Here is a 25,825-nt window from a genome sequence, read left to right as displayed (position 1 = left end):
GATTCGAAAAGTAAACCATCATAATTGCATAACTTTAGATATGCGTTTAACAGCTCTCGTTTTGGTTTTACAATTCTTTCTGATCCAACAGGTTTCATCTCAAGTTGTTACTGGTACAGTGGTTGACAGAGATTCACGCCTCACGTTAGAAAACGTAGAAGTAACGAATGCTACTTCCAAAGAAAAGGTAATCACTAATGCCAAAGGCGAGTTTAATATTAGAGCTATTCCTAATCAAATATTAATTTTTAATCAGCCTGGTTACTTTTCCGACACCCTGTTTTTGATAAATGCAAAGCCTATACGCAAGTATATGACACTAAACAATAGATTTCTTAATACTGTAGAAATCAAAGCTGAGGCATTTAATCCTGAAATACAATATGCAGATGTATATCGAAAAGCAAAGGCAATTAAACTGGCAAAGAACCAACCATTCATTTTCTCTCCATCTAGGTATTTTGGTCGTGAAGGAAAATTTGCCAGACGGTTTAAAAGGAAACTGGAACGTGAGAAAACAGAGCGCAAGATCGATCAGCGTTTTAATGAAAAGGTAGTTAAAACATTAACTCCGCTCTCTGGAGCTGAACTGGATTATTTTATGGTATTGTACAGGCCAACAATCAAAAAACTAGACAAGATGGATGATGAGGATATGAAGTTTTATCTAATGGCTGCATATAAAGAATTTAAAGCATTACCACCAGAAAAAAGAGTTTCACCTTCTTTGAAAAGTAACTAATATGAAACTCGTATCATATAAAAAAGGCACCGCACACAACAGTGGTCCTATTGTGCGCGGTGCTCATTAAAATCGTATCTAAAAGAGTGATCTAATTACAATAAATCAAACCTATCTAAATTCATTACTTTACTCCAGGCCGCTACAAAGTCTTTCACAAACTTACTTTGAGCATCCGCACTTCCATATACTTCAGCAATAGCCCTCAATTCTGAGTTAGAGCCAAACACAAGATCTGCACGAGTTGCGGTCCACTTTATCTCACCAGTAGTACGATCACTACCTTCATATAGTTCTCTATCTTGAGATACAGCTTTCCATGACGTTCTCATATCCAGCAGATTTACAAAGAAATCGTTAGTAAGCTGTCCCGCACGAGAAGTAAAAATACCATGTTTTGAACCATCAAAATTTATATTCAATGCACGCAACCCTCCTACTAAGACTGTCAACTCAGGCGCAGAAAGAGTCAGCAAATGAGCTTTATCTATCAATAACTCTTCAGTAGATACAGGAATTTTTGATTTACGATAATTGCGGAAACCATCAGCAATTGGCTCCAGATAACCCACAGATTCCACATCAGTTTGTTCCTGTGAAGCATCTGCACGGCCAGATGCAAAAGGCACCGTAATGCTGTGTCCTGCATCCTTCGCTGCTTTTTCAATACCTGCACCACCTGCCAATACGATCAAATCTGCTAAAGAAACTTTTTTACCGCCCGACTGTGCACTATTAAAATCGTTTTGAATATTTTCTAACTTCTCGAGCACCTTTTGTAACTGCGATGGATTATTCACCTGCCAGTATTTTTGAGGGGCCAGGCGAATACGAGCACCATTAGCACCACCCCGTTTGTCTGAACCACGGAAAGTGGAAGCTGAAGCCCATGCTGTAGAAACCAGTTCTGATATACTCAATCCCGATTCCAATACCTTTGCCTTCAATGCGGTAATATCATTCTCGTCTATTAGCTTATGGTCAACTCCAGGAATGGGATCTTGCCAAATCAATTCTTCTGTAGGCACATCCGGTCCAAGGTACCGTGCACGTGGTCCCATATCACGGTGTGTTAATTTGAACCAAGCACGGGCAAAAGCATCCGCAAATTCATCCGGGTTTTCCAGAAAACGTCTCGATATTTTTTCGTAGGCAGGATCAAACCTCAAGGCAAGATCAGTTGTAAGCATGCTAGGTGCATGTTTTTTTGAACTATCAAATGCATCCGGAATAATATCTCCGGCATCTTTAGCTACCCACTGGTGTGCACCAGCTGGACTTTTAGTAAGTTGCCATTCAAAACCAAGCAGGTTTTCAAAGAAATTATTGCTCCATTGAGTTGGTGTTGTTGTCCAGATTACTTCAAGCCCACTTGTAATAGCATCAGCACCTTTACCTGAGCCATAACTGTTGCTCCAGCCAAGACCCTGCATATCCAAGTCAACGGCTTCAGGTTCTTTGCCTACATTGGTAGCGGGGGCCGCACCATGAGTTTTTCCAAAACTATGTCCTCCTGCAATCAGCGCAACCGTTTCTTCATCGTTCATTGCCATACGACCAAAAGTATCGCGGATGTCTTTAGCCGCGGCAATAGGGTCCGGATTACCATCAGGTCCTTCCGGGTTTACGTAGATAAGTCCCATCTGTACAGCGGCCAATGGTTTCTCCAGATTGCGCGAGTGGATTTTACCGTCTGCATTGTCGTCAGACACCACGACTCCGTGGTTCTCTTCAACACCTTCTGATCCATGCGCATAACGCAGGTCACCACCAAGCCATGTGGTCTCAGAACCCCAATACACATCCTCATCTGGTTCCCATACGTCTGGACGCCCACCGGCAAAACCAAATGTTTTAAAGCCCATTGATTCAAGTGCTATATTTCCGGTAAGAATCATCAAATCGGCCCATGAAATCTTATTACCATATTTTTGTTTAATAGGCCAAAGTAATCTACGTGCCTTATCAAGACTCACATTATCAGGCCAACTATTAAGCGGGGCAAAACGTTGCTGCCCAGCACCTGCACCACCACGGCCATCACCCACACGATAGGTACCGGCACTATGCCATGCCATGCGAATAAACAAGCCACCGTAATGTCCAAAGTCGGCCGGCCACCAGTCCTGGGAGTCAGTCATAAGTGCATGAAGGTCTTTTTTTACTGCTTCCAGATCAAGGCTTTTAAACGCCTCTGTATAGTCAAAATCTTCGCCCAGTGGGTTCGACAACGAGGAGTGCTGACGCAGGATGCTTAACTTTAATTGGTTGGGCCACCAGTCACGGTTTCTGGTGCCGCCACCGCCAACATTGTGTTTCATGCTGCCATTATGGAATGGGCATTTACTGATATCGTTTGATTCTTTTTCCATTTTTATCAATTTATGGTATTGAACTGTTTGCAAGTCGTGTTCTGACTATTTATAAATTTATGATATTAGGACTAATAATCACAATCATTTAATTCTATATTTCGATAGGCAAAATCTATTTTGGCAAGTATAAATCTATAATTCCTTAAGGACTAAGCCACTCTAAAACTGTTTAAAATGTAACACATTCAATGTTGCTAATATTAAAACTCTTCTTATATTTGGCCTTTATTTTTAATTAATCTAAATAAGTCTTACATGAAGATACTTTACGCTGCGCTCTATTTTATTTGTTTGTCGCTAGTCGCTCAGGTAGCATCAGCCCAGCTGAATATAAATGGCAAAATAACTGACAAATCCAACAAGCCCATTCCCGGAGCCACCGTTAAATTGGTAGAAAAGAACATAATTCAGATCACTGATCAGGATGGTCTTTTCGAGTTTTCTAATCTTACACCCGGCTCCTACAGCTTTATTGCTTCTTATATTGGTTATGAAACACAGAGCACAAGATTTAACCTTCAAAATGGAAAAACACAATTGACCATCCAATTGGAAAATAAAGACAACGAATTGCAAGGTGTAGAGATAACCGGAAGGAAAGAACAGGCATATAAGAATACCAAATCTTTTTCGGGAACAAAAACGGAAACTCCCCTACGGTATGTACCACAGGCAATCAGTTACGTCACTAAAGAGGTTATAGACGATCAGCAGGCTTTTAAAGCAAGTGATGTAATTAAAAACATCAGCGGTGCTACTCACTTTTCTTACTACAACAACGATATCTCTTTAAGGGGATTCAGATCAAGCAATGCATTAATTAATGGGCTGAGAACCCCTACCAGCAGCTGGAGCCAGCCCTTGCTTCCAAACGTAGAACGGATAGAGGTAATCAAAGGCCCGGCTTCTGCCTTATTTGCAAACACAGACCCAGGAGGCACAGTGAACACCGTGACAAAAAAGCCTCTTGACGAAGCTAGAAAATCAATCAATTTCTCTACAGGAAGTTACAATACCAACAGGCTGATGGCAGATTTTACAGGCCCTATGAATGATACCAAGACTTTACTTTACCGCCTGAACCTTGCTTACCAAAACGCAGAGTCGTTCCGGGTATTACAAGGTGGTGAGGATATTGTTATTGCACCTTCCATTTCATTCATCCCTGATGATAAAACGCAGGTGAACTTTGATTTTGTATATTCTAAAACCAAAAGTCGCTTAGACCGCGGTCAGCCTATATTTGGCGCTACTGCAGGAACTGACCTTAACTCTACCCCTATTTCTTTTGCTCTTGGAAAAAGAAATGATTTCGAGAATGAAACAAATTTGTACGTTACCACATCACTACAAAGAAAAATCACCAAAAACGTGACTTTCAATGCCTCTTATATGAAATTTATGTATGATGAGGACTTACTTGAGCACCGCACTTCAAACAGGTATGCAGTAGATGCTGCCGGAGTTTCAATCCCTACAAAGATGGAAATGCAGACCATCCGCAGACAAGGAAAAAATTATAGCGATAACATTACCTCATATTTTGTTACAGACTTCAATACAGGGCCTTTAAAACATAAAGTAGTTACTGGATACGATTATATCCAAAATGAATCACCTATAGGTAATTCTAACTATAATGCAACAGGATATCGTAAACTGGATGGTACAGTGGGTAATTATAACAAAAACACACCTGAACTTTTTGTGATAAAAGATGGTAATCCGGTGCCCAATGTTCCTCATTTTGACCTCGTAAATCCTGATTATTCCATTTCTGAAATTTCCGGCTACATCAATGCCTCTTCACAAACTGATCCTGCCAAATATTATGTTCATGGAATTTATATCCAGGATCAGATAAGCTTTGGCAAATTCCAGGCTTTGTTGGCCCTAAGACAAGAATACTACACAGATATCAACAAATATAAAAAATCGGATGAGAAAAAGGTAGAGCAAAAGGCGCTCATACCTAGAGTTGGTTTGGTCTATACGCCTTTCGATCAGGTAAGTTTATATGGTACTTATGCTGAAGGTTATCAGCCGCAAAGTGTTGCTCAGATTGGAGATCCGGCTAGATTCGGCGGTCCATTTGATCCCCTAATCAGCAACATGTATGAAGTGGGTGCAAAAACTGAATTCTTTGAAAAACGACTTTCTGCCAATCTTTCGTTTTATCGCATAGAGCAGAACAATGTATTGATCAATGCAGGTAACCCAGGAAATACCGAAGAACTCAGACAAGAAGGCCAGCAACGCGCTAAGGGTATTGAAATTGACATCAATGGAGCCATTATGCCAAACTTTAGTGTTACCGCAAACTTTGCAGTTAGCAGAGCTGAAACTACCAAAAGCGACAAGCCTGAAAATGTAGGTTTGTTGAATGCCAACGCCCCAAAGGCACAAGGCGGTTTATGGGCAAAATACACATTCCTGAATCCTGACCTAAAAGGTCTTGGTATTGGTGCTGGCGTAAACTACACGGGCAAAAGAAATACTTTGAATACGGCATTGGAGCTTCCTGAATATACGCTGTTCAGCGCTGCCCTATATTATAGTATCGATAAGTTCAAAATTTCAGGTAACCTGAACAACGTGTTCAACAAAACCCACTGGGTGGGCGGATATGATTTTAATAGATTGTATCCGGGTGCACCAAGAAATTTCATGATTGGAATTGGTTATACATTCTAATGAAACCGAATAATAACGATAAAAAAGGGCACAATTTGCTCTGGAAAATCCACCATTGGGCGGGCTTGTACACCGGCATTGTAATTGGTATTCTTTGCTTTACCGGTGCAGTCGCGGTATTCATCCCTGAAATCGATGGCTGGGTCCAAAGGCGTTATTATTCGGTTTATACCGCATCTCAAGCAACACCTGCGCTACCGAAAATTGATAACTCTTTTGCCGAAGCTAAAAAGCAATATCCCAAGATGAGTGGTTTACTGATCGAAATGCCCGACAAGCCAGGAGGCATCGCTACTTTCAGTTTTGCTGTAAAAGGCAAAGACAAACAATCAAGCCAGTCCTATTCTCTGTTTGTAGATCCAGTGCAGGACAAAATCCTGGGCAGTCGCGACCGGCAAAATTCGTTAGCCAATTACCTGAGGCAAATGCATGTCCGTTTGTATGAAGGTTTTTGGGGTCGGCAACTGGTGGGTTTGGCCGGAGTAGCCTTTATAATAGTTACCATTACGGGCTTTCTGATCTATGGAAACTTCATGAAAAAGCAACCTTATCCAAAAATCCGAAAGAAGAATTTGCGTATTTTATTGGCCGACTGGCATAAAATACTAGGTATAAGTGCATTGGCTTTCAATTTTGTAATTGCATGTTCCGGTGCCTGGCTAGGCCTACAGCCTAAACTGATGCAATGGTTTAACATTGAAGCTCCTAATGATTTTAAGGCTGAGGTAATCATGGATAAGAAAGAAGATGCAGTCATTGCGGTACATTGGGATACAATATTTAAGGTGGCAAAACAAGAATTCCCAGATCTTAGACCTGGTTATGTGCGTGCTTCTGAGGACGGAACAGCTACCATAGAAATTCATGGAAGTGTTGACGGCCAGATTTACGAAAGAAACATAAATTCACTTGTTATTTCTAAGACTACATATAAACCTTTATTCAAATGCGACATTAGCAGAGCATCATTCCGGGATAAATTTTATTCGGTACAAGAGGCTCTTCATTTTGGTGATTTTGGCGGTTTAGGTTTAAAAATATTGTATGCCGTCCTCGGCCTTACAAGTGCTTTTTTGTCAATTAGCGGTTTTGTAGTATACTTATATCGCACAGATAAGAAGAAAAAAAGAGCCATCAGCCCTTTAAAAATTACTTTCATTTATTCTATTCTGATTTTATTGATCCTTATCATTATTGCTATGATCAGCATACTTGTCGGCTATCGTCAGGCTTCCTTTATTGCTGCAATCATTGTAAATGGTACATTGGCCATATTCACCATTTATGCCATTATTAACTATATCCTTAAAAAAATGAAACCAAAAGCCAGCATCATATGAATATGAAAGCTTTTTCCTTAATCCAGCACAAACTGATCCCCACAGCATTAATAGCTGGAAATATAGCCCTTGTTCACCTCATTTATTTACTGGCAAAAGGAGATTACAACTATACCTTATGGGCAACAGCTATTTGTATCATCAGCTTAATAATTGGAATTTTACGCGCCAACAAGTATTTGCTGCTGGGAGGAATAATTTCATACAGCATACTGGTATTAGGTGCATTAATCTTTCTGCCTGCGTAAATTGAACATGTATACTAGAACCTCATTCTGTATGTGATACAGTAATAAAGGATAATTGCAGTCGTTACAATTTATGTATATTGCGCGATATTGCAATCTGTGCCCCCTATGAAAAATAAAATATCTCCATTTACCCTATTCCAGCCCAACAAACTAAAGGTATTATTGTCCCTGGGTTTCAAAGGCTATCTTGCTGATAGAGGGTGGTTTGATGCGTATAAAACAAAGTCTGCTATCGATGAGACTGGAAAACCTATTGCCTGGGTGACCTATTCTTTCATCGATTTTATCAAAGAACGCCTGAATAAACAGCAACGTGTATTTGAATTTGGTTCGGGTAATTCGACATTCTTTTATGCCGATTTAGCCGGAGAAGTTTATTCTGTTGAACACGATAAAATATGGTTTAAAACAAATAAAGCCTCCAAACTTGATAATGTCCATCTGATTTTTTGTGACCTTGTTCCCGATGGAGATTACTGCAGGAGTGCAGCTAAAACCGGAAAGAAATTTGATGTCATCATTGTTGACGGAAGGGATAGGGTAAATTGCTGTAAACAAGCTATCCAATCTTTAACAGAAGAAGGTGTGGTAGTATTAGATGATTCAGAAAGAGATCAATATGCAGAGGGGGTTTCCTTTTTAATCAAAAACGGATTTAAGCATATTCCATTTTCCGGAATTGCACCCGGAGTAATCATATCTAAGTGTACTTCTGTTTTTTATAGACAAAACAATTGCCTTGGGATCTAATGCTAAATAGCATTGATCTTTTCCACACTAATTTAAGATAAAAATCCTTAAGCCATAACAGAAAGCATTGTCAGTGCAGTCAACCCAAGCTCCTGATTACCAATAATTTTCACTTTATCTTTCACTTGTTCTGGCTGCAAGCTTTTTGAAAATAGCTTCCACGACGTTTCAGGATCAATAATAATTTCAGTTGTCGCTGCCTCTGTTCTGTTTTTCGTTAATAGCCATTTATTATCAATTCTTAGCAAATACCATGAACCGCCAACGTCTGTTGTAACAGTAACCTTTACAATTGTCCCATCATCTGCGGTTATTGACCTGTAAGTATATGGAAGAGCAAGCATAAAAATATCAATAAAAGGATAATAAAATTCAAGCGTTATTAAATCCGGTTTATTTACAGCAGCTCTTATTTGCTGTTGATGCAACCACTTTTCTGTGTATTGACGCGCTATTTCTGTCCAGTTTTTGCTTTCCGATTCACCGGTCCAGCCAACTGCTAAAACCGATTTATCCAAAGGACTTAAAGATTTAAGATAGTCACAAAATTGCTGACCAGTTATTTCAAGAAGAAAAATAAGCATTTGCGGACTTACTCTTTTCATAGCTTTTACCCAGTCAGCATTTAGTCGATTCAGGAAATCAACTAAATCCTGATAGGAATTTCCATCAGGATGTTCACCGAAATGATGATCACGGAGAATGGAAAGCACTCGAATATTGCCGTCTAGTAAATGTGCAACAACATCTTTAACTGTCCAAAGTTTTGCAATAGTTTGTTTTTGCCAATCACCAGGTTCAAGTGATTTCAGTAAATCAAGTAGTTTCTTATCAAGAACAGGTAGCAAATGAACTACATCAATAGGAATTTTCGTCTGGGTTGTCATAAAATAACAAACGTTTTTCTTTCGGAAGTGATATAAATAATGAATTCCAGAAATTTATTGTTCATTGACCTTACTTTATTGCTCCAAATGCTGCAAAATAAGAATTCTTATGCAGTATTTCAATCTCTTTGAACCCAACTTTACTTAACAAAGCGAGCTGATAGCTTAAGGAACGCGGTGTATCCTCGTAAGCAATATAATCAAATACTTTTTGTGCATATTCAGGTCCGCCCAAAGTTTCAAGGTATGCCCTATAATTATCCTGAAAAAGCTTATTTATCAATTCAGAGTCATGGGTAATTAAGTCAGAAATCCAAATACTACCACCTGGTTTCAATGCAATGTATAATTTAGTAAAGACAAGTTCCCAGTCGGCATCAGTACGTAAATGATGGAATGTGGCGGCAGCCAATACGACATCAAAGTGATTATCCGGTAAATCAAGATTACGCATATCATCTTGTATCACATTTACCTTACCATTAGTTTTTGCAGATACCCTTTCTTTTGCCCGTTCTAACATTGGCATGCTCAAATCATTCAGTGTACAATTCAATTCAGGGATTTTGCTTAGCATTTTTAAGGTATAATTACCTGCACCACAACCTATATCCAGTAATTCTTTTGCATCTGGATTAATATATTTTGCTGCCTCTGTACATAATTCCATGGTAAGTGGAGCATCAATGGTTGTTTGCTGTCCCACTTCAAGATTTGAAAAGCGTTCAACATCATTATCAAACCTTTCCTTAATCTCGTCGTTCGTAGCCTTTTTTAAATACTCTGTTTTCATATCTTAAATTTTTCATTTGTCAAACCTAGCTCCTTTTACCATATTTGAAAAATATCAATTTTATCAATTCACGATACTCAATAGGTATTATAAATATGGAACTCAGACATCTTTTATATTTTAAAACTGTTGCAGAAGAATTGCATTTTACAAAAGCTGCGACAAAACTTTTTATTTCTCAGCCTCCATTAAGTCGTCAGATTAAAGAATTGGAAGAGGAATTAGAGGTGCAGTTATTTACGCGCGACAACAAACGCGTTGCTTTAACAGATGCTGGAAAGTATTTCAAAACTGAAGTGGATGCTATTTTTGCAAGACTGGAAGAAAGTAAAAATATAGTTCGGCAAATCCATTTAAGCCTTAGCGGAGAATTAAAAATCGGGTATATAAGTTCGGTCTATCAATCCTATCTGGCAGAAATTTTAAAGGCAATGCGCGAAGAATTCCCGTATATAAAAACAGGTTTATTTGAACTGCCAACAATAACCCAAATTGAAGCATTGGAGCAAGGGAAATTAGATGTAGGTATTTTAAGGGCACCTATTCTTTCCGAAAAATTAATTATTAAAACCTTATTTTTTGATCCTTTTGTAGTTGTTATTCCCTCTTCAGCAAAAAAGTTCAGCACAATTAAGGACCTGGCCGACTTTTTAAAAAAGAGCCCATTTATTTTTTTTAATAAAGAATTTGCACCTCACTATAACAATAAATTAATTGAAATTTGTAAACGGATGCAATTTACGCCCGATATTACGCATGAAGCTAATAATGTCCACTCTATATTACAATTAGTAGAAGCAGGACTTGGTGTATCTATATTACCCCTATCGCTCAAAAAACAATATGGATATTTAGAAGTTTCATTTATTGAGTTGGAAAATATTCCTGTAAATACCGAAGTTGTTGTAGCTTACAAACAAACCAATAGAAATCCTGCATTAAAATGGTTTATTGATAATTACAGTAATACAAATAACTAACCTTCAATCAGATTTTTTCTAACTATAGATATTTCGCATATCTTTAATATTTAGTCGTCAAATAACATTTTTTGATATTCTTTAGATACTGTAGTTTATGTTCACGTTTTAATTGAATTATTATTTGTTTCTTTAATCCCTAAAGAGAGCGACTACCGTTGGCAATCAGCTTTATGGGATAAGACAAATAGAGATAACTAAACTGTATATTATTAAACTAGATTCAAAACAATTGGTTTTTGAGGCGCTATCTATAATGCGTGAAAATGATGTAGATATTTTGCCCGTTTATGAAGGTAATCGCTTTATTGCCGACATTTCTAAAGACGAAATCACAGATTTTTTAAATCATCTGGATAACGGAAAGAATATATACTTCCATAAATTAAATTTTGATTTGGGAACTGCGCTGATGAGGATTAGAGAACAAAGCAGTAGACCCAAAAAATTATCAGATGTACTCATTCGCGTAGCTGTACTAGCTTTTGCAATTTTAGGGTTAATGTGGATGTTTTTTAACAGTCCTCAGGGCAAACATCATGGCCCTTTGCAGAACAACGTTAACCTTCCACTTGCTAAAAACGATATTCTTCCAGGCTCAAACAAGGCAACATTAACTTTTGCCAATGGCAAAACCATACACTTAAGCCAAGCAAAGACCGGTGTAGTAGTTGATGGCTCAAGTTTAAAGTACAACGATAACACTGCGGTCATCTCTAACAATTCGGCATCTTCTCAAACCAGCCCCCGTCATCTCGGCGACAGGAGAGATCTCTTGAATAGCACAGAAAAAATAACAGTTGCCACGCCTCGGGGCGGGCAATACCAAATCACCCTACCTGATGGCACCAGGGTTTGGCTAAATGCAGCTTCCAGTTTAAAGTTTCCATCAAGTTTTGCAGGCACAACTCAGCGTAAGATTGAATTAAGTGGTGAGGCTTATTTTGAGGTAGCCAAAAATAAAACCCATCCATTCATAGTAGTATCAAATGAACAGCTGGTAGAGGTATTAGGTACCCATTTCAACATTAGCAATTATGCCGATGAAGGTATCATAAAGACCACGCTTTTAGAAGGCTCAGTTGCCGTTCGTCATGCTGAGTTTATCTCAGGATCTCGCACTAGCAAATCCGCCAAGCTGTTGCGAGATCCTGACCTACGTCAGGGTGACATGAACACTCGAGATGACGTAGTGCTCAAACCCGGCCAGCAATCTACTTTTACCAACAACAAGCCTATAGAGATTAACCAAGTTGATACCAGTGGTGCTATTGCCTGGAAAGATGGCAAATTCGCATTCCGAAATGAGTCTTTGGAAAGTATCATGCGTAAAGTGGCCAGATGGTACGATATTGAAATCGTGTATCAAAACAATCAGATAGGCAAAGAAATTTTGGGAGGCTCATTTACCAGATCCGAGCAGTTTTCTGTTATACTAACAACGCTTGAACTTGCCAGCGATGCACACTTTAAAATCCAAGGCAAAAAAATTATTATAACCCAATAATGAAGTTAAATTCAGTATTCATACTATCAATACTGTGCTTGCTCAGCACATCAGTAACGGCTCAAAAGCTGAATTTCGTAAAGAAAAAAATCACTCTTGTTCAAGTCTTTAAAGAAATAACCAGGCAGACTGACTATCAGGTAATCTGGAATGAGCAAAAACTAAACGTAGATCAACGGATCGATGCAGATTTTCAAAATGTAAGTTTGCCCCAGGTCATGAACCGTATTTTATCAGGCCTCCCGCTTACTTACATCATTTCAAAAAAAATGATCATCATAAATTCCTCTCCGATTATTGATGTACATGGTATAGTAATAAATGAGCAGAATCAATTACTGGAAGGTGCAAGTGTCAGTGTTAAAGGAGAAAACAAAATAACTGTTACCGATGCTAAGGGCCAATACTTACTAAAGCGAGTAGATACCGGAGCCACACTGATTATTTCTTACGTGGGCTGTCAAAACAAGGAAATAAAGGCTTTAGCCAAAATGGAAAAGGTTAGCTTATCTTTAAATAACGATCTGCTAAAGGAAGTAGAAGTAGTAAGTACAGGTTATCAAAAAATACCAAAACAACGTGCCACAGGAAGTTTTGCATTGGTAGATAGTATGCAATTTGCACGCAAGGTAAGCCCTGATGTATTATCGAGACTAGAGGGCATTACCAGTGGTCTATTATTTAATAGGAATACAGTTAGAGCCAATTCTGGTGCCCTTGATTTGTCGGTTCGCGGCCGGAGCACCATTTTTGCAAACGATCAACCCCTGATCATTTTGGATAACTTTCCTTTTGATGGAGACTTCAATTTCATCAACCCAAACGATATCGACACAATTACAGTTTTAAAAGATGCCGCAGCTGCATCTATATGGGGTGTTAGGGCAGGAAATGGGGTGATTGTAATTACTACCAAAAGAGGTAAAAACAAACAGCCCTTAAGCGTATCTGTAAATTCAAATGTTACCATTGCCGGCAAGCCCAATCTTTCTTATAATCCAAACTATTTATCCTCCTCTGATTATATTGATGTAGAAACTTTTTTATTCGACCATGGAAAATATGATAAAATATTAGCTGACCCGCACAACTATATCGCAGTTTCTCCTGTTGTACAAATCCTAAATAAACAACGGATGGGTCAATCTGCCGATGAAACCACAAGGCAGTTAAATGTTCTAAGAAGTAAAGACCTGAGAAACGATGAAATAAAATATTTTTACAGGAAGGCTGTTTCGCAGCAATATGCTATGTCATTAAGTGGAGGAACAGCAAAAACAAATCATTATTTCTCTGCCGGATACGACAAAACTGATGCGACCCTGATCGCTAATAATAACCGCAGGATCACTATAAATAGCCAAAATACCCTTCGTCCTGTTAAAAACCTTGAGCTGGAACTAGGCGTGTATTATTCAAAATTAACTTCAAACATAGATAGCACCTTAAGCGAAATATCATTTCATACTACCCCTTATTATCAATTTAGAGATGTAAATGGTCGGAATACTGTCCTCGATCATGATTTCAATGCAGATTTTAGAAAAGAGGCACTCGATAAAGGATTTTTAGATTGGTCATATGTACCCCTAAACGAATTGGGTAAATCGCTACGTACCATAAAGGATAATAACCTACGATTAAACGGAGGGTTAACCTACACTATCATTACAGGCTTAAGCGCAACTATAAAATACCAATATCAGGAGTTTGATAGTAGGGCTTCACAATACAGCGGTATCGAAACCTTTCACATCAGAAACCTTATCAATCAATATTCTATTTTAACTTCAGGTAAAGTTAGTGGTTACAATATTCCTTTGGGGGGAGTTCTTTCTACAAATAATGGAAAAGCCTCTTCTAATAACTTACGAACCCAGTTAAACTATGAGAAGCGGTGGCAAAAAAATTCCATTTCAGCCATTATGGGTTATGAAATTTCGGAATCTGTATCAGACCGGAACAGTCAAACTAAATATGGGTATGATCCAAATTCAGGGAAATCAATAGCAGTGGACACTACAGGTTATTTTAACCTAAACCCTTTAGGATCAGGACAAATCGGAACTAGCTATCGCTTTTTTAAAAGAACAAATAGAATGCGCTCCTCATATATTAATGCAGCTTACACTTATGATGGCAGATATACCCTATCAGCAAGTGCACGGGCTGATGGCTCCAATTATTTTGGCATAAAAACCAATCAAAAATATGTTCCATTATGGTCTGCCGGAGCACTGTGGAATGTTGACAGAGAAGATTTTTATAAGTTAAGCTGGTTGCCTGTTTTAAAATTCAGGGCGTCATACGGGTATAATGGTAATCTTGATAAATCAAACACAGGAATTACTACATTGAGGTACGGCATTTCAGGCGCTACATACACCGGCCTGCCTTACGCAAACATTATCAATATTGGTAATCCTGAACTTAAATGGGAAAAGGTAGCTATTGCGAATGTTGGAATTGAGTTTGGACTGAGAAATTCCGCAATTAGTGGAAAAGTGGAATATTATATCAAAAATGGCTCTGATATACTGGGCGACAAGGCTTTCGCTTCAAATAGCGGTATCAAAGTCTTAAGAGGAAACTACTCGAAACTGAAAACAAAAGGATTGGATATCTCCCTAAATTCACAAAATTTAAAAGGAAAACTGGGCTGGACAACAAGCTTTATACTCTCAGCCGTACATGACTGGGTTACAGATTATCATGCTGTTCAGCCTGCCAGTATCTACTATGTTGGAACCTACAGCAGTATCCCGATATTAAACAGACCTGTATATGGAATTTACAGTTACAAGTGGGCGGGATTAGATCCGTTAAATGGCGATCCCAGAGGCTATGTAAATGGCCAGGTTAGTAAAGACTACAAAACCATCCTTAACAGCACAATAGAAGACATTGAGTATAATGGCCGGGCAATGCCTACTGTTTTTGGAGGCTTAAACAATGTTTTTTCTTTTCAAAAATTCACATTAGCATTCAACATCAGCTATAAGTTTGGCTATTATTTCAGAAAACCAACAATAGAGTATTACAATCTGTATAACACAAACACTATTTCATACATGAGTGCTGATTTTGAAAATCGCTGGCAGAAAAGTGGAGATGAGGCCACTACCAATATTCCATCAATGGGAAGTTTTGGTGAAGATGGTTCTCGAGACAAATTTTATAGTAGTTCATCGGCCACAATAGCACGGGGTGATCACATTCGGTTACAGGATGTAAGCATTAGTTTTGACTTTGATCCAAGCAACTGGAAAAACATACCTGTAAAGCAATTACAACTTTATTTTTATGTCAATAATCTTGGAATTATCTGGAAAGCAAATGATTTTAGATTGGATCCAGATCTTGTCCCGTCAACAGGAGATCGATATTCGAATCAAATTGCAAAAAGCTTTGCTATTGGGCTAAAGGTTAATTTTTAAATGAATTTAGAGCGATATGAAAATAAATAAAATAGTGCTATCTATCACCATACTTTTGATGGTATCATTCTCTTCTTGTAAGAAAGGCTGGCTGGAGGCTAACCCCGACCAAGCAATGGTTGTACCAAAAACCCTTGAAGATTTTCAGGCCTTATTAGACAATTCCACTCTGACTTTTAATAGCGCACAAGCCTGTAGTTTGGCTGAAATTGCCTCTGGCGATTTTTACATCCTTTACTCGTCATGGCAATCGCTTTTCACTGTTCAGGAAAAATCAGCTTATATCTGGGCTCCCACAGCTAACTTTTATGGTGCAGAACCGAGTACAGATTGGGAAAATTCTTACAGACGAATCCTAAATTCTAATGTTATTCTGGATGGTATAGAAAAAATAAAAGCGCCTACTGCTCGACAAGATGAATGGAATAATATACATGGCAGTGCCTTATTCTTTCGTGCTTTCGACTTTTTTAACCTTGCCCAGGAATATTGCCAGGCCTATATAAAGACTACCGCAAAATCAGCACAGGGATTACCTTTGAGGCTCGACTACAATGTGAACATACAACTAAAGCGCTCCACTCTTCAACAGACTTACGATCAAATTACTAAAGATCTAAAATCAGCTATCCCTTTATTGGGCACTACACCATTGTTTAAAACAAGACCATCCAGGCAGGCTGCTTTTGCATTATTGGCCAGGACTTATTTGGCTATGGAAGATTATGAGCCGGCTGGTTTATATGCCGACTCGGCGCTACAAATCCAGTCAGATCTCATTGACTATGCAACGCTGAATCCTGATGCAGCCAACCCTATCCAAAGATTCAATCCTGAGGTGATATTCCAAAGTACCTTTACCTACGGGATTTTCAATATTTCAAGGTTAATTGTTGAACCTGCACTAGTTGATGCTTATGCAGAGGGAGATTATCGACGTACAGTTTTCTTTAAAGATAACCCTAATGGGACCAAAACTTATAAAGGCAGCTACAATGGTGACAAAAACTTGTTTGGCGGTTTAGCCACTGATGAGCTTTTTTTGATCCGTGCAGAATCTAATGCCAGAGATGGCAAAATTGCTATTGCACTAGCAGACTTGAACCACCTTTTATGGAACAGATATAACCGCAAATACAGAGATATTAACGCCAATAATGCAGAGCAGGTATTAAACTATATTGTAAATGAGCGCAGAAAGGAATTAGTATTCAGAGGACTTAGATGGCAGGATCTGAGGCGCTTAAACAGAGACAATAGATTTTCGACTACCCTTACAAGAGTATTAAATAATCAAACTTATAGGTTACTTCCAAATGATAAACGGTATATTTTTCCTATTGATGAAAATGAATTGAGTCTAACTGGAATACAGCAAAATGACAGATAACAAATTAGTTAAGCAGGGGCAGGTAGCACCCCTAACTTATTTATTATTCAAAATGGCCCGTTGTAGCAGAACCGGATATGAAAAACTTACCTAACTCTGGCAAAGGTGTTCCATCAAAAACAGGTTTAGAATTAGATCCTATTTCCCACTGTGCAGAACACATTGAGCCAGAAGACTCACATCTATCACCTGAATAATAAAAATAACCTCTTGGATCACTAGGCAGAGGATACGTCATGTCCGTTTTATAATATAGCACTATATTAGTCCTTTTAATTGTTGTGAATGCACTGAAGCCAAATGCAAAACCTCCTATTAACACACCCAGTGCCGCTTTTTTAATGTTGTTCATTTTTAARGTKTKARTYTWMTGRSACTGTGTTTATTTTAACAGGCTACAGCAATTACCTGTTTTACGCGCGTAAAGTCTTTATTTTCTGTAAAGAAAAATCCCCGTAAATGCCAGTAACACAAACCCCAGATTAAACCAGATGTGCTGCTGCCATGTCATTGTACTAATCACTCCACCACAATGGCAGGGCAACCTGCTGCCAGAAAAGACCATATATAACAGATACAGGGTAAACAAAATCATAAGTACAAATGAGGCATACAAACCCCATTTTCTAATAGGAGCAAAAATTAACAACATACCAATAACCAGTTCAGTTATCGGAATACCCCATGCAACCAATTTACTATACTCACCAATTAAANNNNATWWASMCAGTSTMNANKWAAATKAAMRMWTWRMAAATRAWYWRCWTKMARMRRKMKRCAYWRRSWARRCAANAATCANAANTAMANAATNAGNCATNCWAMMMYMATWWNTCTKNCTWYASYRGMTAAATMRMMTTTNNTNGKTGRGNTAWAGAATGTTGTCTGCATGGTTTACAATTATGTGTTTCAATGGCCCAAAAATGCAGCTCATTTGTTTTTAAAAAAATATGAAATCCCGCCAAAATATTTAAGACATACTCTGGCAGGATTTCACCCCTGAATCAGAAATTTAGGTGATACTCCAAAGCATTTTTTAAATGCGCTACTAAAATAATGCGGATCTTTGTACCCCACTAATCCCGCTATTTCGCGAATGGGTTTATTTGTTGTAAGCAGATACTTTACCCCATAATACATCCTGATTTTAATGACCTGCGCATGCAAAGGAATACCGAAAGCCATTTTTGATAAACGCATCAGATTCCGCTCCGACATCATAAACCTTGCAGCAAGATCAGCCAAATCATCTACCAGTTCAGTGGCAAAGTTTTTTTTAATGAACTCGGCAATAGCACTGGCTTTTTTCTGGTAATAAACACTAGTAATATCGCCACCAACAAGCCGCTTATAATATTTATTGATACAGCTATTGATAAAATTATAGAAATCTGCATCCATAGCTAAATCATTGGTTTTAACATCCATTTTAATTAGTAAATTGAAAATGCTGGTAGACATACCGAAAGCCGGCAGATTAACATACCTGTTGTCTGATTCATTAAAACAGGCTATCAGTGGTTTTAAAGCGGTTAATTTTTTGCTTTTATAAATCAGCCAATCGAGCCTGAATGTAATTACTAAAATCTTATGTATTCCGGCAGGTATAACTTTATGGTATTCCCCCGCGGGCCGATAACATAAAAAACAAGCGCTTTTATGTTGTACAACGTACATAAGAAAAGAGGGCTCACTTATTAAAAAATCTATGCTTGCATCCTGTCTAAGCGAATATTCAAACAATTCAACATGCGCCAGATAATGATTTATAGATTGAAGTAACACCTCCCCTTCAATTAGATTAAATTTTCGGGCCTGCCCCATGTGCAGTGCAGTAGTACAAAAATGAGGGAGTGTATTAAAGGTAAGGATTTCCGATTCTGCAAAAGCAGATTGGAACTTGAGGATTGAATGCATTGTCTACAGCTTTGTTAAGCTGTAAAGTTGTAGCAATATTTATCTACAACAGTCTATTTATGTTTAAAGTCCAGTCAAAACCTTGAGACCTAAAGAAAATATGGCAAAGTGAAGGGACAAATAAGAGAATTCCTGATCTGTCCCATTTTTAAGAAAGCTAATTGATCTCGAAGCTATAAGTAGCACCCTTCCAGGTAGCTTTATAATCTTTACCATTGTGCTGGCCCGGAGTTTTATCCATGTCGCTCACTTCAACTACATACCTGCCTTTCCATAAAGGCGTAAACTCTGCTGCACCACTATCATCGGTAGTCAATTCTCTTGACCAGCCATTAGGAGAAAATACAGATACCGTTTTTCCTTTTGCAGCAGCATCATTAAGGAAAGCCTTCAATTGAAGTGATTTATTGATTTTTGCAGCCGAAGCACCCTCTACATGCAGTTTCAATACGTTTGGATTTTGAACTGCAGCTGGCAATGCTTTTCCTACAATAACATCAGCACTAGATAAGAAATGATATTTTGTGGCTCCACCAAGTTCCCGGGCTTCGTGACTCACTACAACAGTATAAGCCCCATTCTGATCCGGTGTAAAAGTACCCTCAAAATGGTTTGCACCAGGAGTTAGGGTCAACTGAGTTTTCTTTTGATCTGGCCCTACCAGCCAAAGTGAAAATTCCTTTACATCCGAATACCATTTAGCTACACTGTCGCGCTCATTGGCCACATACTCACCATAGAATACTTTAACCGATTGTTTTTGTCCTACTTTACCAGATGCCGCTGTTTCGATCCACAGGGCATGAGCAAAAATACTGGTGGTTACAAAGCTGAGCAACAAGGTCAGCACTAAAAAAGTTATTTTCTTCATCGTTTTGTTATTAAGGTTTTAAGGAAATGAATAGTATTTACTGAGTTGATACAGAGTTAGCAGCCAATACCGGCTCCTGCTCCTTAGTTATCACTTTTAATTTAGGTTTTACTGCAGGTTTATCAGAAAGATTTACAGCGCTTGCGGTACCGGAATCAGCCTTTCCCTTCTTCTTTTTGAACTTACGGCCATACCAGATCAGGAAACCGGTGATCGGTAAACTTGCACCAATCAGAGAAGCCAGAAATGCCAATACCTTACCCGGAAAGCCCAGGATACTGCCCACATGAATGTCGTAGTTCATCTTGCGGAGTTTCTGTCCAACCGAAGCCTCATTATAAGGAACAGAATAAGAATCCTTACGCTTAAGCTCTTTTAAGGTATGTTGATCGAAAGAATAGCCCTGACTATTGTAATACTGTCCGACAGTAGGATAAACCGTAATGTCGATGGTTGCCTTAGCTAGTTTGGTATCCGGGAAACTGTAATAGAAACCAGTAGACTTAGGGTGCTTGGCAATTACTTTTGTCCATGCCGCATCCATTGCTTGCACCGGAGTATAAAACTTACCAGCCTGCAGAGAATCCGACTCCATTCTTCTATATTCCGGCAGTTTTTCGCCAGCTGTAGTTACCCAATAAAGGCCTTCGCTGTACCATTTTATTCCATAAACCATTCCTGATAGCGCAATGGCCAGCAAAAACAGCAATGAATAAAATCCCAGTACATTATGCAAATCCAGATTTACCCGTTTAAACGAGGCACCCCATTTAATCTTAAAGCTTTTATCGCGGGTAGACTTGTTCCACTTCTTAGGGTACCACCATATCAGCCCGGTAATAAGCAGCAATACAAAAATCATTGTTCCATAATTCACAATTGGTCTTCCTACCTCATAAGGCATCCATAAAAAGCGGTGACCGTTCAGTATAAATCTAAAAAAATCTGTCTCGCCCGGTTTGCGTACCTCTTTACTAATCACCTCTCCGGTATAAGGATTAACTTTCAGCAATACTCCTCCGCCCCTACGTCCGCCTCCACCACGACGTCCACGTTTTTCAACCTTATCTCTCAGACTAAGGTTAATTACCTCACCCTGGTGATAGTTGGCATAAGCAGGAACTTTATCTGCATACAATTTCGCCGCAATATCCGTCAGCTGCGAAGGTTTAAGCACGGGTTTGTTCTGCCACTCCACTTTAGTTTCGGGCTCCAACAATCCTGTTATTTCTTCATTAAACACCCATATGCATCCTGTAATACAAACAATCAGAACAATGATACCCGAAACCAGGCCCAACCAGAGATGCAGCCATTTGTTAATCCTGTTAAAAAGAGAATCCTTGCTCTTCTTTTTCGGTGGTGAAGTTTTATTTCCGGTTATCATTGTTCTAATTTGTTAGGTGTATATTTTAATGTAATTGGTATGTTGTAGGGTTAATTATTGCAGGTGTTGAATTGCAGTGATCAAACCACCTTCTACTTTAAGCCCTCTGGTTGCTTTATTGGTTGAAGCATCGATTTTGTAAACCCATGTAGTACCGTCTTTTAAGTTCACACCGATGTAGCCAGTTTTACCATCTTTAGGGCTATAGTTATTATCAGTTACATCTACAATGGTAGCAGGTTCAGGGAAACCAGTTACAGCCGACACAGTTTGGTTAACTACATCTACAACTGCCAAAGTCTTACCGGTAACATAAGCACCTTTTGTCGTCTTAGTCTCCATGTTGGCAATAAACTTGTTTTGTCCAATATATAACCAGTTGGTGATCACGTAACCATTAGACGCAGTTTCAAAATTCATCAGGTAGCTTTGATCAAATTCTGTAGTACCAGCTTTGATGCGGGTAATTGAAGAAGGCTTAGTTGAAGTAAGTGCACCGCCATTAACTGCTACTGAACTAGAGAATGCGTACAAATCTCCATTCTCAACCTGCCCCAAACCATCTGTAAAATACCTTCCGATAAAGCTAGTTCTCGTATCTTTAATTGTCTTTTCATATTGCATTCCCGGATAAGAATATACTGCGATACCTGCATAATCAGGAAAATCTGTTTCAAAGGTTCTGCCCTTAATGCTAAAGAATGGCGCAAATACTTTGTTGCCTACCTGTTTAATCCAGCTGAAGTGGGCAATTTCACCGTTTCCGGCAGGTTGAAGCGCATCTATAGTACCCTCTGATGTCTGCTTATTGGTGTTAGAATTCACAATATACCAGGTATGCAGTGTACTGCTTCCAGCTGCGGCAAAAGATCTGGATACTTTTACCATTAAGATGTCGTCATTAACTGGAGCAAACGCTTGAACTGTTGCAGCTGTAAAATCATTTAGTTTATTTAGTTTACCGTTTTTAACATCATAAACAGTAACAGCACCAGGACTACCCTGACCGTAAAGCATACTAAAGAACTTGTTGCCAAGTGTTACATAGTAACGATAAGTACCATCCTGTTCAACACCATTACCTATAATAGATACAGAACCTTCGTCAAGGCTAGAGGCCGTCAGCAGATAATCGGCTACGCCTGCAATTGCAGTTGGTGTAACTGCTAACACGTAATTTCCGGGATTTTCAGGGATAACCTCTCTATCGCTTTTTTTATCGCAAGAACTTAAAGCGGCAATAAGTGCCAAAGCCGAAAGCGTTTTGGTAATTGTTGTTTTCATGTTGATTTTTATAAAATGATTATTATGATTTATTAATGAAGTATCTGAAGTTTAAATAGAATCCGCGACCGGGCTTCTGCAAGCTAAAATTGTCAAATACCGGTTTATCAGTAATGTTTTTCACTTCCAGGGAAACATTGTAGCGGCCATTTTTCATGCTATAAACAAAATTCATATCATGGGCAACCTGTGTAGGTATACCATTTTTGTCATCTCCGCTTGTGCTCCCTAAACTTGGCCAATAGAGCCAAAAAGAATTAACGTATAACAGGTTGTAACCCACTGTAAGGTTATTGCCTTTTCTTAAAACATTTTTAAATGATGCAGACACATCTGCGTTACCAAAAAAGTAAGGGATATTAGGCATCTGATCCAGGTAAACAACGCTTTCGTTCTCATAAAATCCACCATCTGGTTTAGGATCATATTTTTGAAGGTTTCTTAATTTCTGATAAGTAACGGTAGCACCGGCACTTAACCAATTTTTATAGGAATACCTGATTTCTCCATCTATGCCTGTGGTGCGTACACCCGAACGATTGTCTGCGATGAGCAAATTCTGAGACCCGCTTGTGCCGCCAACAAACTTATTGTAAATAAAATCACCCGAGTATCTGTAAATGGCATTAGCAGTTACAGAAAAGCGATTGACCTCATTGATCTTAAATCCATATACAATACCTAAATTGAGGTTATCACTCTTTTCTGGTTTCAAGTTCGGACTAGCAGCCTGATTTTCCAGATCACCAAATATTTCATTTGCTTCAGGCATCCGGTTGGTCAGTTCATAGGAGGTTCTCAGTTGTAAATCAGGAATAATATAGTAAGCCAGGGCCATACCATAGCCAAGTTTCTCTGTAGATTTATTTACGTTTCTACTTCCAATTACATTGTTCAGATAAATGTATTTTCCAAAAAGATTTACGCTCAACTTATTTTCTACATCATATCCGTACCCAAAACCAAGTACATTCTTATCCATTTTTTTTGCCGGATCTAATGCATTTTTTTCGGGAAACAATAAGTCATCAGTCTTTCTATTGAAGGTAGAAAACACGTTGTTCACCGCTACAGAATGATGGTCAGAAATTTTATAGCTCAACATGGCTGTACCAAGCCCATTATTGTTTTTGTATTTAGCTAGCTGTCCGCCGTCTCGTTCACCCAAAGTAGGCTTAGGATCCCGTATCCCGTCCCAATCGTAATCTGCTCTCGCCGTATCTATTGTTTTTTCATATCCGAGGTTATAGTTGGCGTTCACAGTAAGGTCCAATCCCTTAATTAAATTTGTCTTTTTGTATTTAAGCGATGGCATAACGATTCTTCCACGCCTGTGTAACTGACCATAAACACTTTCAGGTCTGGCAGCAGTTTGTATTTCCTTGTAGTTCTGACCTAATGTTATTCCGAACAAAAGGTTATCTGCGAATGATTTATTAACCACACCAACATTTGCTATCAACGTTTCGTTATGATAAGTGTCGTTAAATCTCCTTACCGAAGACGCTCTTTTTTCAGGCACCATATCATTCTGCAACCGAAGTTTAAGGTCTGTTTTATAATTATTATCTGAGTAATTCTGAAAAGCGCTTAGCTGTACCGTTAATCCACTCTCTGAAGTAGCCGCAGCATTAATAACACTGCGGTGCGTATTGAACGAACCATAAGAATAAGAGGCATCCACATAATTCCGATGCCTGTTTCCTGTCACAATGTTCACTGCTCCACCCAGCGCATCAGAGCCCAACCACATAGGTACAACGCCTTTATATACCTCTACACGCTCGGCAACATTTATAGGAATGTTGTTGATTTGGAAAGAGGATCCAAAATTGTCCATCGGGATACCATCTATAAAATAGCGAATATGATTGCCTGAAAATCCATTTAGTGATACATTAAAATTGGAACCTACCCCACCCGACTCTCTTACCCGAACACCCGCAACACGATCCAAAGCGCCCGAAATATCTAAGGTCGTATTGTAAAGTTTAGTCGCGTCAATTGCGGTTACGTTAAATGCCTGTCTGTTTACCTCTTGAGCCTTTGTCCGACCAATTACATGGACCGTTTCCATTTCTTTGACATCTTCGTCGAGACCCAGATTTAATTTTACGTCATCACCATTTCCTATTTTGATTGATTTCTTTTGAGACTTAAAGCCTATTGCCCTGATTTCGACAATATAGTCTCCTGGTTTAACGTTAGTAACTTTGTAAAATCCATTTTCGTCTGATGTTGCTCCGTAAGAGGAATTTCGAAGCTTTATGGTAGCAGCAGATACAGGTTCTCCTGAGCTGCTTTTGAGTTGCCCACTAACACTGGAAGATGTTGTTTGGGCTTTTGAAAAAATAACATAGGTACACAGTATACCCAATAGCAAAAATTTCTTAATTTGCATGACTTTTAACTACGATTAAAGGTGAGCCGGCTTAGCCGGTAGCCACACGGGTCCGAACCGTGTGGCATTTTTATGCTGCAAATATAGAGTTATTTAGATTAAGTCCAAATAGTAATACATAATTATAATATAATTATCAATTCGTAGTTAAAAATTTTTCTATCAGATTGATATTCTTGAAATTACCAACCTCAATTCTCCCTACGTAAAGACTATTGAAAATGCTTAGCCTGTCGTCAGAAATAAATGCAATATAAGTTTCTATACCATCATCCCTTTTAGATTGCCCCCATCCCCGTTTTCCAGGTGTACGAGGAGGGTATCTGTTCCAGCATTTCTTCTGGCGCCGCTTAAAACAAAGCGTGCTGTATTGTTTGCAGGCAAATAAGCAAGCATCATTACCTGATCTCTGTTGAATGGATAAATGCATGCAAGGTCAACATCCCATCTTTTCGGGTTTCATTCTTCGAACGGACTGTCCAAGTCTTTCATAGCCTACCAGATAGGCTAGTTTTCCCAGTAATTGGGCCTAGTATCCCAGATTTTAATCGGGCCATAACTATTTGTTTAACAGGAACTTCATTATTCCATATACGAAAATACCCAAAAACGAATATTAAGTGTTAGTCAGATTTGGCCAATACATCGTCTAATTCTGGCGTTAATTCTACTACCATATTGCTCAGGCAAAACAACAGTAAAAGGGAAGCAAAAGGATAGCAAAAGAAAACGTACAAGAAATAATCTGATGATTGTTACTTCCCTTCAATTTTAGACCAATTAAAAAAGGCTGAGGTTTTAATTTGTCGGTTTAAAGCTATC

General features: G+C 38.7%; 19 protein-coding genes and 1 pseudogene. 9 read left to right on the top strand and 11 right to left on the bottom strand.

Going from position 1 to position 25,825, the window contains the following annotated elements:
- Positions 1–40 precede the first annotated feature (40 nt).
- On the top strand, positions 41–742 hold the full coding sequence (locus N824_RS11075) for a hypothetical protein (protein WP_048905216.1): 702 nt from the start codon (positions 41–43) through the stop codon (positions 740–742).
- Positions 743–837: 95 nt separating this feature from the next.
- Here N824_RS11075 and katG read toward each other — a convergent pair whose 3' ends face one another.
- Complete coding sequence (katG, locus tag N824_RS11070) at positions 838–3,114, bottom strand: catalase/peroxidase HPI (RefSeq protein ID WP_048905215.1); 2,277 nt, start codon at positions 3,112–3,114, stop codon at positions 838–840.
- Between the two features lie 258 nt (positions 3,115–3,372).
- On the opposite strand from katG, the gene N824_RS11065 reads away from it, so the two are divergent.
- The 4 genes from N824_RS11065 to N824_RS11050 all read left to right on the top strand — a co-directional run bounded on the left by N824_RS11065 (position 3,373) and on the right by N824_RS11050 (position 8,152).
- Positions 3,373–5,811 (top strand): TonB-dependent receptor, encoded by a 2,439-nt coding sequence (locus tag N824_RS11065; protein WP_048905214.1) that lies wholly within the window; start codon positions 3,373–3,375, stop codon positions 5,809–5,811.
- Positions 5,811–7,151: a PepSY domain-containing protein gene (locus N824_RS11060; RefSeq protein WP_048905213.1), complete on the top strand. Its 1,341-nt coding sequence runs from the start codon at positions 5,811–5,813 to the stop codon at positions 7,149–7,151. The genes N824_RS11065 and N824_RS11060 overlap by 1 nt, the downstream gene beginning before the upstream one ends.
- The gene (locus tag N824_RS11055) at positions 7,148–7,399 is read left to right on the top strand and encodes a hypothetical protein (protein ID WP_048905212.1); all 252 of its coding nucleotides are present in this window, start codon (positions 7,148–7,150) and stop codon (positions 7,397–7,399) included. Before N824_RS11060 ends, N824_RS11055 begins: the two co-directional genes overlap by 4 nt.
- A 108-nt stretch (positions 7,400–7,507) precedes the next feature.
- The gene (locus N824_RS11050) at positions 7,508–8,152 is read left to right on the top strand and encodes an FkbM family methyltransferase (protein WP_048905211.1); all 645 of its coding nucleotides are present in this window, start codon (positions 7,508–7,510) and stop codon (positions 8,150–8,152) included.
- 47 nt (positions 8,153–8,199) lie between these two features.
- Here the strand turns inward: N824_RS11050 and N824_RS11045 are convergent, their stop codons facing one another.
- The gene (locus tag N824_RS11045; protein ID WP_048905210.1) at positions 8,200–9,039 is read right to left on the bottom strand and encodes a maleylpyruvate isomerase N-terminal domain-containing protein; all 840 of its coding nucleotides are present in this window, start codon (positions 9,037–9,039) and stop codon (positions 8,200–8,202) included.
- Positions 9,040–9,109: 70 nt separating this feature from the next.
- The gene (locus N824_RS11040) at positions 9,110–9,832 is read right to left on the bottom strand and encodes a class I SAM-dependent methyltransferase (protein WP_048905209.1); all 723 of its coding nucleotides are present in this window, start codon (positions 9,830–9,832) and stop codon (positions 9,110–9,112) included.
- Between the two features lie 44 nt (positions 9,833–9,876).
- On the opposite strand from N824_RS11040, the gene N824_RS11035 reads away from it, so the two are divergent.
- The 4 genes from N824_RS11035 to N824_RS11020 all read left to right on the top strand — a co-directional run bounded on the left by N824_RS11035 (position 9,877) and on the right by N824_RS11020 (position 17,146).
- Positions 9,877–10,812, top strand: a complete 936-nt coding sequence (locus N824_RS11035) for a LysR family transcriptional regulator (protein ID WP_235207077.1) — start codon at positions 9,877–9,879, stop codon at positions 10,810–10,812.
- Between the two features lie 256 nt (positions 10,813–11,068).
- Positions 11,069–12,319 (top strand): FecR family protein, encoded by a 1,251-nt coding sequence (locus tag N824_RS11030; protein WP_048905207.1) that lies wholly within the window; start codon positions 11,069–11,071, stop codon positions 12,317–12,319.
- A complete protein-coding gene (locus N824_RS11025) occupies positions 12,319–15,756 on the top strand; it encodes a SusC/RagA family TonB-linked outer membrane protein (protein ID WP_048905206.1) in 3,438 nt (1,145 codons plus the stop codon). Before N824_RS11030 ends, N824_RS11025 begins: the two co-directional genes overlap by 1 nt.
- 16 nt (positions 15,757–15,772) lie before the next feature.
- On the top strand, positions 15,773–17,146 hold the full coding sequence (locus N824_RS11020) for a RagB/SusD family nutrient uptake outer membrane protein (protein ID WP_048905205.1): 1,374 nt from the start codon (positions 15,773–15,775) through the stop codon (positions 17,144–17,146).
- Positions 17,147–17,189: 43 nt separating this feature from the next.
- On the opposite strand, the gene N824_RS11015 is transcribed toward N824_RS11020, so the two are convergent.
- The 8 genes and pseudogenes from N824_RS11015 to N824_RS31220 all read right to left on the bottom strand — a co-directional run bounded on the left by N824_RS11015 (position 17,190) and on the right by N824_RS31220 (position 25,402).
- On the bottom strand, positions 17,190–17,498 hold the full coding sequence (locus N824_RS11015; protein ID WP_048905204.1) for a hypothetical protein: 309 nt from the start codon (positions 17,496–17,498) through the stop codon (positions 17,190–17,192).
- 78 nt (positions 17,499–17,576) lie between these two features.
- A pseudogene (locus tag N824_RS38330) lies at positions 17,577–17,963 on the bottom strand (MauE/DoxX family redox-associated membrane protein).
- A gap of 173 nt (positions 17,964–18,136) precedes the next feature.
- Entirely contained in the window at positions 18,137–19,060 is a 924-nt protein-coding gene (locus tag N824_RS11005) for a helix-turn-helix transcriptional regulator (protein WP_048905202.1), read from the bottom strand.
- Positions 19,061–19,217: 157 nt separating this feature from the next.
- Positions 19,218–19,931, bottom strand: a complete 714-nt coding sequence (locus N824_RS11000) for a DUF4198 domain-containing protein (protein ID WP_048905201.1) — start codon at positions 19,929–19,931, stop codon at positions 19,218–19,220.
- A 37-nt stretch (positions 19,932–19,968) separates the two neighbouring features.
- Positions 19,969–21,318 carry a PepSY domain-containing protein gene (locus tag N824_RS10995; RefSeq protein ID WP_048905200.1) on the bottom strand — a complete coding sequence of 450 codons (1,350 nt, stop codon included), beginning with the start codon at positions 21,316–21,318 and terminating at the stop codon, positions 19,969–19,971.
- Between the two features lie 54 nt (positions 21,319–21,372).
- On the bottom strand, positions 21,373–22,602 hold the full coding sequence (locus tag N824_RS10990) for a DUF4374 domain-containing protein (RefSeq protein ID WP_048905199.1): 1,230 nt from the start codon (positions 22,600–22,602) through the stop codon (positions 21,373–21,375).
- 22 nt (positions 22,603–22,624) lie between these two features.
- Positions 22,625–25,003 carry a TonB-dependent receptor gene (locus N824_RS10985; protein WP_048905198.1) on the bottom strand — a complete coding sequence of 793 codons (2,379 nt, stop codon included), beginning with the start codon at positions 25,001–25,003 and terminating at the stop codon, positions 22,625–22,627.
- A 261-nt stretch (positions 25,004–25,264) separates the two neighbouring features.
- Positions 25,265–25,402 (bottom strand): hypothetical protein, encoded by a 138-nt coding sequence (locus N824_RS31220; protein ID WP_161662297.1) that lies wholly within the window; start codon positions 25,400–25,402, stop codon positions 25,265–25,267.
- Positions 25,403–25,825: the final 423 nt, after the last annotated feature.

Source organism: Pedobacter sp. V48 (assembly GCF_000523515.1).
GTDB lineage: Bacteria > Bacteroidota > Bacteroidia > Sphingobacteriales > Sphingobacteriaceae > Pedobacter.
The sequence above is the reverse complement of the archived record's forward strand: the minus strand, read 5'-3'. Positions and strand labels throughout refer to the sequence as shown.

Bases quoted from the DNA above. Each gene is read 5' to 3' on its own strand.
- N824_RS11030 (WP_048905207.1), top strand. From the start codon at position 11,069: ATGCGTGAAAATGATGTAGATATTTTGCCCGTTTATGAAGGTAATCGC.
- N824_RS10995 (WP_048905200.1), bottom strand. From the start codon at position 21,318: ATGATAACCGGAAATAAAACTTCACCACCGAAAAAGAAGAGCAAGGAT.
- N824_RS11060 (WP_048905213.1), top strand. From the start codon at position 5,811: ATGAAACCGAATAATAACGATAAAAAAGGGCACAATTTGCTCTGGAAA.
- N824_RS11000 (WP_048905201.1), bottom strand. From the start codon at position 19,931: ATGAAGAAAATAACTTTTTTAGTGCTGACCTTGTTGCTCAGCTTTGTA.
- N824_RS11020 (WP_048905205.1), top strand. From the start codon at position 15,773: ATGAAAATAAATAAAATAGTGCTATCTATCACCATACTTTTGATGGTA.
- N824_RS11005 (WP_048905202.1), bottom strand. From the start codon at position 19,060: ATGCATTCAATCCTCAAGTTCCAATCTGCTTTTGCAGAATCGGAAATC.
- N824_RS10985 (WP_048905198.1), bottom strand. From the start codon at position 25,003: ATGCAAATTAAGAAATTTTTGCTATTGGGTATACTGTGTACCTATGTT.
- N824_RS11065 (WP_048905214.1), top strand. From the start codon at position 3,373: ATGAAGATACTTTACGCTGCGCTCTATTTTATTTGTTTGTCGCTAGTC.
- N824_RS11055 (WP_048905212.1), top strand. From the start codon at position 7,148: ATGAATATGAAAGCTTTTTCCTTAATCCAGCACAAACTGATCCCCACA.
- N824_RS11025 (WP_048905206.1), top strand. From the start codon at position 12,319: ATGAAGTTAAATTCAGTATTCATACTATCAATACTGTGCTTGCTCAGC.
- N824_RS10990 (WP_048905199.1), bottom strand. From the start codon at position 22,602: ATGAAAACAACAATTACCAAAACGCTTTCGGCTTTGGCACTTATTGCC.
- N824_RS11015 (WP_048905204.1), bottom strand. From the start codon at position 17,498: ATGAACAACATTAAAAAAGCGGCACTGGGTGTGTTAATAGGAGGTTTT.
- katG (WP_048905215.1), bottom strand. From the start codon at position 3,114: ATGGAAAAAGAATCAAACGATATCAGTAAATGCCCATTCCATAATGGC.
- N824_RS11050 (WP_048905211.1), top strand. From the start codon at position 7,508: ATGAAAAATAAAATATCTCCATTTACCCTATTCCAGCCCAACAAACTA.
- N824_RS11040 (WP_048905209.1), bottom strand. From the start codon at position 9,832: ATGAAAACAGAGTATTTAAAAAAGGCTACGAACGACGAGATTAAGGAA.
- N824_RS11045 (WP_048905210.1), bottom strand. From the start codon at position 9,039: ATGACAACCCAGACGAAAATTCCTATTGATGTAGTTCATTTGCTACCT.
- N824_RS11075 (WP_048905216.1), top strand. From the start codon at position 41: ATGCGTTTAACAGCTCTCGTTTTGGTTTTACAATTCTTTCTGATCCAA.
- N824_RS31220 (WP_161662297.1), bottom strand. From the start codon at position 25,402: ATGATGCTTGCTTATTTGCCTGCAAACAATACAGCACGCTTTGTTTTA.